Origin of the sequence: Streptomyces sp. NPDC049577, assembly GCF_040675635.1 — a bacterium.
Lineage (GTDB): Bacteria > Actinomycetota > Actinomycetes > Streptomycetales > Streptomycetaceae > Streptomyces.
Genome location: NZ_JBFAPH010000290.1, coordinates 1 through 8038, shown reverse-complemented (window position 1 = coordinate 8038; position 8038 = coordinate 1). Strand labels below are relative to the sequence as shown.

The following is an 8038-nucleotide window of genomic DNA, read 5'->3' as shown; positions in this document are numbered from 1 at the left end:
CCGGTCCATGCCCCGGCTCGTCAGATGCAGAGCGGTGCCGACGCTGACCACGGCGCGGACGACGCCGGCCAGGCCGAGGCCGTCGTTGCGGTAGTGGATGTGCCAGCCGCCGTCGGCGTGGTCGGTCAGCCGGGGATGGGCGGCCGCGTCGGCCAGCAGCCCGTTGAGCAGGGCGGCGCGCCGCGCCGGGGTGTCCGCGTCGACGACCGCGAGCCAGCGGGGGATGAAGCCGAGGATCTCCGCGAGGTCGGCCTCGCCCACCGGGCGGTCGATGGCCATGCCCGCGGCCAGGCAGCGCTCGGCGAACTCGCCGGGGGTCCGCGGGGGCGCGGCGGCCAGATCGGTGATCAACCGGACCGGATCTTCTCCGTAAGGGTTTTGCTGCACAAGCCTATTACAGCACCCTGGACGGCACGGCTCCAGCCCCGGAAGGGATCACATCAATGCGCAAATGGCTGCCCCTGGTCGCCACCTGCCTGGGTACGTTCATGCTGCTCGTCTACTCGACCATCGTGACGGTGGCACTGCCCAGCATGGCCGACGACCTGGACGCGGGCTTCGGTTCGCTCCAGTGGATCGTCGACGTCTACACCCTCGCCCTGGCGGGGCTGTTGCTCGGCATGGGGTCGCTGGGCGACAACCTCGGCCGCAAACGGCTCTATCTGCTCGGCCTCGTCGTCTTCGCCGCCGCCACCCTCGCCTGCGGGCTGTCCCCGGACGTCGGCACGCTGATCGCCGCGCGGGCCGTGCAGGGCCTGGCCGGAGCGGCCATGTTCGCCACCCTGCTGCCGCTGATCGGCCTGACCTACACGGGCCGCGACAAGGGCGTGGCCTTCGCCGTCTGGGGCGCCGTCGCCGGCGCCGCCGCCGGCATCGGCAACGTCGCGGGCGGCATGCTGACCCAGTTCCTCTCCTGGCAGTGGATCTTCTTCGGCGGTGTGCCGGTCTGCGTGGCCACCGTCGTGCTGTCCAAGGCCGTGCTGGTCGACGACGCCCGGACGCCCACCCGCATCGACTGGTCCGGCATCGTCACCTTCACCCTGGCGGCCACCGGCATCGCCTTCGGCGTCATCCGCGGCGGCGAACGGGGCTGGGGCGACACCTCCGCCCTGGCCGGATTCCTCGTCGGCCTGGTCATGCTGGCCGCCTTCGTCGCCGTGGAACGTTACAGCGAGGCGCCCATGCTGTCGCTGTCGCTGTTCCGCAAGCGCGCCTTCAACGGCACGCTCGTCGCCGCCCTGGGCTACTACCTCGCGGGCTTCGGCGCCCTGCCGGTGATGTCGATCTGGCTCCAGGACAGCGTCGGCCTCGACTCCTTCGCCACGGCCCTGGTCATCACCGTCCAGCCGGTCGCCTTCTTCCTCACCTCCGCCGTCGTGGGGAGCGCCCTGCACCGCATACGGCCGCAGTGGACGCTCGGCGGCGGCTCGCTCGCCGTCGGCCTCGGCAACGCGCTGCTCGTGCTCGCGGTCGGCGCGGACTCCTCCTGGCCGGCCCTCCTGCCGGGCCTCGTCGTCACGGGCGTCGGCGCCGGCATCGTCTCGCCCGTCCTGCCGGCCACGGCCATGGCCGCCGCCCCGCCGGAGCGCAGCGGCGTCGCCTCGGCGGCCGCCAACTGCGCCCGCCAGCTGGGCCTGGCCCTGGGCATCGCGGTCCTCGGCTCCGTCTTCCACCAGTACGCGCCGGGGCGCGGCGCGGAGGTCTCGCGGGCGGCCTACGCGAACGGCATCGACGCGGCGTTCCTGGTGGCGGCCGTCGTGGGCCTCGGGACCGGCCTGGCGGCCATGTGGCTGCTGCGCGTCCCCCGGCCCGTGGTACGGGCCGCTTTCAGCCCTTCCGGGGAATGAGGAATCCGGGCGGCCGGGGGCCCTGCCCCCGGACCCCCGGTTGAACAAAAGGCATTTCGTTGACACCTCCGTCCCCCTCGCAGAAGCATCGGAAACCGCGAACGGACGAAGGGACAGTGAGCCTGATGGCAACCCAACTGCCGGAGATCGACCTTTCCGTCACCGAACCCCTGGAGACGGCGGTCGACGAAAGCACCGCGCTCGCCCTCTACCCCGGGCTGCGCGAATTCCGGGCCACCTTGGGCGGAACTCCGCTGGTCGAGGTACCCGGCCCGCCCGGCGGGGCGAAGATCATGGCGAAGTACGAGTTCCTGAACCCCTCGGGCTCGGCGAAGGACCGGCCCGCCTACGCGATGCTGTGCCGGGCCGTCAACGAACATGCCGGGAATTCGGAGCCGCTGAAGCTGCTGGACTGCTCCGGCGGCAATATGGCCCGGGCCCTGACGGGACTGAACAAGGTCACCGGAATTCCCGTGCGGGCCGTCATGCCGGACTCCGTTCCCGAGAGCCTGCTGAAGCAGCTGCGGGACGGCGGCACACAGATCGACCTGGTGCCCGCGAGTGAATTCCCGCTCAGCATCATGCAGCGTGCCTCGGAAATAGCCCGGGAGGACCCGAGCTGGACGCTGCTGGCCCAGCACCGCAACATGGCCAACGTCGCCGCCCACCAGTTCTTCACCGGCCGGGAGATCGTCGGCCAGCTGGACGGCGCACGGCCCAGCGCCGTGGTCGCCGCCGTCGGCAGCGGCGGCATGCTGACCGGTGTGGCCCGCGCCCTGCGCACCATCGCGCCCGGCCTCGGCGTCATCGGCGTCACGCCCGCCGAGCTGCCCTACGGCACCCCCCACCCGCCCAACGCGGAGCCCAAGTTCGCCGGGGCCGGCGGCCTCACCCACGGGCTGCGCCAGCCGTTCGTCGACAAGCTCCTTCCGGAGTTCCGCAGTGCGCAGATCGCGCACGGCGAGGCGCTGGCCGGCATGCTCGACTTCTTCCGGCAGACCGGCACCCGCGTCGGCTCCTCGGCGGCCGCGAGCTGGCTGATCGCCTGGGAGGAGGCCAAGAACCTCGGGCCCGACGAGGTGGTGGTGACCGTCTTCGCGGACTCCGGCTCCCCGGAGGACTGGAAGAAGGCCGAGGGACTGGGCCGCTGATGCGCACGGCGAACCGTACGGGGACGGCCCGGCCCCGCAAACGCGCGGTGCTGCCCTTCGGCGGCAGCCGCGACCGGAACGGGCTGCTGTCCCGGATGCTCGAGGACGTCGACACCACCCTCGCCCGCGACCCCTCCATCGCCACGCGCACGGAGGCCGTCTTCCACTCGACCCTGCCCGCGGTCTGGATCCACCGCGTCGCGCACCGGCTGTACCGGCGCCAGCACCGGATCGGCGCCCGCGCGCTGACGAGTGTCGCCCGCATGCTGACGGGCGTCGAGATCCACCCGGGAGCGGAGATCGGCCGGCGGCTGTTCATCGACCACGGCACCGGTGTCGTGGTCGGCGAGACGGCCGTCATCGGCGACGACGTGACGATCTACCAGCAGGTCACCCTGGGGGCGATCGGCTGGTGGCGGGACAATCTGCGCTCCTCCGGCGACCGGCGCCATCCGCGCGTCGGCGACCGGGTCACGCTCGGCGTCAACGCCACGGTCCTCGGGCCGCTGGAGGTCGGCGACGACGCCATGATCGGGGCGCACGCCCTGGTGCTCGGCGACGTCGGCCCGGGCAGCCGGATCATGGCCGAACCCGTCGTGGCCCGGGTCCGCAAACAGGCCGGCGCGGCCCGCTCGGACAGCGCCTGACCGGGCCGCGCGACGACGGACGGGGAGAGCGGGGGTACGGCCGGCAGGGCGGCGCCGCGCGGGGGGCGGTGTCGCCCCGAACCGGCCGGATCTCGACGTTCCGGTCAGGGCCACGACCGGGGTGCGGCTAGCGTGATCGTCACCGGACACCACCGCTCCCGAAGGGTTGACCAGTCCGTTGACCAGTACCGTCACCTCCCCCGGGCGTGCCCGCTGGGCGATCGGTTCCTTGATCGCCGGCGGAGTCGTCGTCAACTTCCTGGACCGGACCGTGCTCTCGGTGGCCGGCGGGCAGGTCGCCGACGAGTTCGGGCTGAGTCTCGGACAGCTCGGGCTCGTGCTGTCCGCCTTCAGCTGGTCCTACTGCCTGATGCAGCTGCCCGCCGGGCTGCTCGTCGACCGCTTCGGAGCCGGCCGCCTCACCCGGGCCGCAGCCCTGCTGTGGGCCGTGGCGAGCCTGGCGACGGCCGTCGCCTCCGGGCTCGGCCTGGTGATCGCGGCCCGGGTGCTGCTCGGCGTGGCCGAGGGACCCTGCATGGTCGGCGCCTCCAAGGCCACCGCCGCCTGGTTCCCCCTCGCCGAACGCGGGCGGGCGACCGCCCTGTTCGACGGGGCGACCAAACTCGCCAACGTGGTGGCCTTCCCGGTGCTCGCCTTCGTGGTGAGCACCTGGGGCTGGCGCGCCGGATTCCTCTTCACCGCGGCGCTGAGCGTGCTCTTCGCCGCGGTGTGGTGGTGGGGTTACCGGGACCCGGCCGAACATCCCCGTCTGGGCCGTGCCGAGCGCGCGTTCCTGCTCGGTGGCGGTGCGCGCGGCGGGGACCGGGGGAGTACCGGGGCGTTCCGCGCGGCGCTGCGCGACCGCCGCGTCTGGGGAATGTGCCTGGGGTTCGCCTGTTACGGCTACACCATCAATGTGGTGCTCACCTGGATGCCCGAATTCTTCCGGCGGCAGTTCGGCGTGGCCCTGCTGGGGTCCGGGTTCTATTCGATGGTGCCGTGGATCGTGGCGACGGCGGCCGAGGTCGCCTTCGGCGGCTGGCTCGTCGACCGGCTCGTCCGCGCCGGCCGCGATCCCGCCCTGGTCCGCCGCCGCGTCCTGTCGTGCGGGCTCGCGGTCGGCGCCACCATCGCCTTCGCGGGCACCGCCGGCTCGCCGTGGGCCGCCGTGGGCTGGATGTCGCTCTCCCTCGGCGGACTGGCCGTCGCCGCGCCCGTGGCGTGGAGCCTGCCCGGACTGCTCGCACCGCCCGGCGCGGTGGGCGCCGTCAGCGGACTGATGAATTTCGCCAATACCGCGGCCACGTCGGGTGGCGTGATCCTTACGGGCTGGCTGGCCCAGGCGACCGGTTCCTTCTCCGCCCCCTTCCTCTTCGCGGCGGGCGTGGTGGCCCTGGGCGGGCTCTGCTACCGGCCGGTCCTACGGCCGGAAACAGCGGTCGGACAGTGTCCGGAAAAGCGTCCTGAATTCATCAGCTGACCAGCGGACTTGACCTTCTTTTTACTGTTCGGGGGGTCGATCGTTTTCGCACATGGGTAGCAATTGCCTGTTGATTGCAGCAAGAGCGACGAGAGTCAACCAGCGCACAGTCGAGGTCAAGGTCCTTCCCGATGAACGAAACGTCCGTGCTGGCCTGCTGCCTCGATCGGCTCTCCTGGTCGCCGGAGCGGCTGGCCCGGGAGATCAACAGGGTCTGCGGGGCCGACACCATCAGCCCCAAGGCGCCCTACAACTGGCTCAAGGGCTCCTGCCCCCGTCGCCGGCTGCCGCACGTGGTCGCCGACATCCTCACCGACCGGCTCGGCGAGCCCGTCACCGTCCAGGCCCTGTGGCCCGGGCGGTTCCCGGCAGGTGAGGAGTGCCTCGCCCGCGTCCCGGCCCCCCGCCCGGCACCGGACGCGGGGAGCGAGCCGTCCCCGCACGCGCCGCGGTCCGCGCAGCGCCCCCGGCTCACGGCCGCCGCCCCGGCCCCGCGCACCGCGGCGACCGAGCAGGAGCTGATGACCACGGCCGTGGACTGGCTGCTCAACCCCGACCCCGAGCCGGGCTCCCAGCTGCGCGGCGAAGAGGTCGACCACGCCGCGCTCGACGTGCTCAACGAACGCATCGCCCAGCTGCGCCGGCTCGACGACGACCGGGGCGGCCGCCTCGTGCTCGACTGGGCGGCCCAGGACCTGCGCTGGGCACGGACCCTGACCGCCGAGTGCTCCTACGACCCGGCGACCGGCGTGCGGCTGCACCGCGCGGTCGCCGAACTCGGCCAGCTCGTCGGCTGGATCGCCGCCGACCTCGGCATCGACGACCTCGCCCGGCAGCACCTGCTGCTGGCCCTGCGCGCCGCCCGCGCCGCCGGCGACCGCGCCCTGGCCGCCCACGTCATCTCCTGCCTGAGCTACCGGGCAGCCTGGAACGGCCACGGCCAGGACGCCCTGCGGCTGAGCCGGATCGCCCGCAAGGGCTCGGCCGGCGAGCCGGCCGGCCCCGGCCAGGCCCTGCTGGCCACCCGGGAGGCGCGGGCCCACGCCAGCCTGGACGATCCCGGTGGTTGCCAGCGGGCCCTGGAGGAGGCGGCGGAGCTCGCCGAGGCCGGCCCGCGCGGCGGCCGGGCCGACGCGCCGTGGAGCTACTGGGTCACCCCGGCCGTACTGGTCGCCGACGCCGGACGGGCCTGGCTCGAACTGGGCAAACCGGCCCGCGCCGCCCGCGACCTGGCACACGGCCTCCGGCTCTTCGACGACAGCCAGCCCCGCAACCGGCTGCTGCACTGGGCCTCCCTGGCCGAGGCCCGCCTCCAGCTCGACGACGTCGACGGCGCCGCGGCGGCCGCCGACGCCGCCCTCGACCTGGCCGAGCACGTCAACTCGATGCGCGCGACGGCGCGCCTGACCTGGCTGCGCAGCCGGTTCCGCCGCTGCGACGGCAGGGCCGCGCGCCAGACCGTGCAGCGGGCCGACGACCTCCTCGGCGGCGAGCGCCGGCTGGCGGTCTGTTAGTCACCCGGCGGCCGCCGGATTACCGGTGCGCAAGAGCGGTCCGCGCGATTCCCGGATTCCCGGGAAATTCCTCACCGTCACCACCGCTCGACGCCCCGATTCACCGTCCGCCGACGCTAGGTTGGGCCCCTCGTAGGATTTCGAGGAGTTCTCATATGAGAGTGATTCACGGGATACCGCTGGCCCCCTGGACGACGCTGAACATCGGCGGGCCGGCCGCGTCCTTCGCCGAACTGCGGGACGCCGCAGACTTTCCCGATTTCGTGGCCCACACCGCGGCCCGCGCCGACGGCCGGACCCCCGTCTGTCTCGGCGGCGGAAGCAATGTGCTCGTCGGCGACGCGGGCTGCTCGGTCCCGGTACTGCGCATGGCCACCCGCGGGGTACGGATCCTCGGGGACCGCGGCGACGGGCGGGTGTTGGTGCGCGTCGAGGCCGGGCACCCGCTGTGGGAGCTGGTCGACACCACCGTCGCCGAGGGCCTGATCGGCATGGAGATGCTCGCGGGAATCCCCGGCACCACCGGCGCCACACCGGTGCAGAACGTCGGCGCGTACGGGCAGGAGATCGCCGACACCCTCGTGGAGGTCACCGCCTGGGACTGGCGGGCCGGCCGCGAGGTCGTCCTGGACGCGGCCGCCTGCGGGCTCGGCCACCGCACCAGCGTCTTCAAGGGATCCCGGCGCTGGACCCTGCTCAGCCTGCTCTTCGCCCTGCGCCGGTCCCCGCTGAGCGCGCCGGTGGGCTACCGCAGCGTCGCCGAGGAGCTGGACGTCGCCGTCGGCGAGCGCGTGCCCGCCGCCGACGCGGCCCGCGCGGTGCTGGCCGTCCGCCGCCGCAAGGGCATGGTCCTCGACTTCTGCGACGTCGACCGGCGTTCGGTCGGCAGCGTCTTCCTCAGCCCCGAGGTCACCGCCGCCCAGATCGAGGGGCTGCGCGAGCTCGACGCGCCCGTCAACCGGTTCCCCGACGGCTCGACGCGGGTCAGCGCCAGCTGGCTGATCCGCCGGGCGGGCTTCGGCCTCAACCACCCGGTCGCCAAGGGCGTCCGGGTCTCCTCCCTGCACTACACGCTCGTCGCCGACGAGGGCGCCAGCGCGGCCAGCTTCGCCGAGGCGGTCGACACGGTGCTCCACGAGGTGCGGCGCCGCACGGGAGTGACGCTGACCCCGGAGATCGACTTCATCGGCGACTGACCGGCGTTCCCGCCGTTCCCGCCGTCCCGGCCCGGCCGGCCCCGGCCCGGGTGCCGCGGTGGTGCCGCCCGACCGGAACGATCAGCGGGGTCCCCGAGACCGGATCGACGCCCGGGCCCGTGCAGGCGTAGCTCACCGAGACGGTGTCGGCCAGCGCCGGGGGTGCGCCCAGCCCGACCCCTGTGGCGGCCAGCGCGACGGCC

General features: G+C 73.5%; 7 protein-coding genes and 1 pseudogene. 6 read left to right on the top strand and 2 right to left on the bottom strand.

Annotation, left to right across the window (positions count from 1 at the left end):
* On the bottom strand, positions 1-351 hold a 351-nt coding region (locus AB0K09_RS25715; protein ID WP_366067761.1), incomplete at its 3' end, for a CGNR zinc finger domain-containing protein.
* Between the two features lie 92 nt (positions 352-443).
* Here AB0K09_RS25715 and AB0K09_RS25710 point away from each other — a divergent pair.
* The 6 genes from AB0K09_RS25710 (at position 444) to AB0K09_RS25685 (ending at position 7835) form a co-directional block, all read left to right on the top strand.
* Entirely contained in the window at positions 444-1847 is a 1404-nt protein-coding gene (locus AB0K09_RS25710; protein WP_366067760.1) for an MFS transporter, read from the top strand.
* Positions 1848-1972: 125 nt separating this feature from the next.
* Positions 1973-2998: a pyridoxal-phosphate dependent enzyme gene (locus AB0K09_RS25705; RefSeq protein ID WP_366067759.1), complete on the top strand. Its 1026-nt coding sequence runs from the start codon at positions 1973-1975 to the stop codon at positions 2996-2998.
* A 95-nt stretch (positions 2999-3093) separates the two neighbouring features.
* Positions 3094-3645, top strand: coding sequence for a serine O-acetyltransferase EpsC (epsC, locus tag AB0K09_RS25700; RefSeq protein ID WP_366067762.1), 552 nt, complete (start codon positions 3094-3096; stop codon positions 3643-3645).
* 178 nt (positions 3646-3823) lie between these two features.
* Complete coding sequence (locus AB0K09_RS25695) at positions 3824-5125, top strand: MFS transporter (RefSeq protein WP_366067758.1); 1302 nt, start codon at positions 3824-3826, stop codon at positions 5123-5125.
* A 131-nt stretch (positions 5126-5256) separates the two neighbouring features.
* Positions 5257-6639 carry a hypothetical protein gene (locus AB0K09_RS25690; RefSeq protein ID WP_366067757.1) on the top strand — a complete coding sequence of 461 codons (1383 nt, stop codon included), beginning with the start codon at positions 5257-5259 and terminating at the stop codon, positions 6637-6639.
* A gap of 155 nt (positions 6640-6794) precedes the next feature.
* Positions 6795-7835: a UDP-N-acetylmuramate dehydrogenase gene (locus AB0K09_RS25685; protein ID WP_366067756.1), complete on the top strand. Its 1041-nt coding sequence runs from the start codon at positions 6795-6797 to the stop codon at positions 7833-7835.
* Here AB0K09_RS25685 and AB0K09_RS25680 read toward each other — a convergent pair.
* A pseudogene (locus AB0K09_RS25680) lies at positions 7822-8038 on the bottom strand (ABC transporter ATP-binding protein); the annotation flags it as partial. The gene AB0K09_RS25685 and the pseudogene AB0K09_RS25680 sit on opposite strands and share 14 nt — an antisense overlap.

Coding starts and splice junctions, on each gene's coding strand:
- AB0K09_RS25710 (WP_366067760.1), top strand. CDS start 444: ATGCGCAAATGGCTGCCCCTGGTCGCCACCTGCCTGGGTACGTTCATG.
- AB0K09_RS25705 (WP_366067759.1), top strand. CDS start 1,973: ATGGCAACCCAACTGCCGGAGATCGACCTTTCCGTCACCGAACCCCTG.
- epsC (WP_366067762.1), top strand. CDS start 3,094: ATGCTCGAGGACGTCGACACCACCCTCGCCCGCGACCCCTCCATCGCC.
- AB0K09_RS25690 (WP_366067757.1), top strand. CDS start 5,257: ATGAACGAAACGTCCGTGCTGGCCTGCTGCCTCGATCGGCTCTCCTGG.
- AB0K09_RS25685 (WP_366067756.1), top strand. CDS start 6,795: ATGAGAGTGATTCACGGGATACCGCTGGCCCCCTGGACGACGCTGAAC.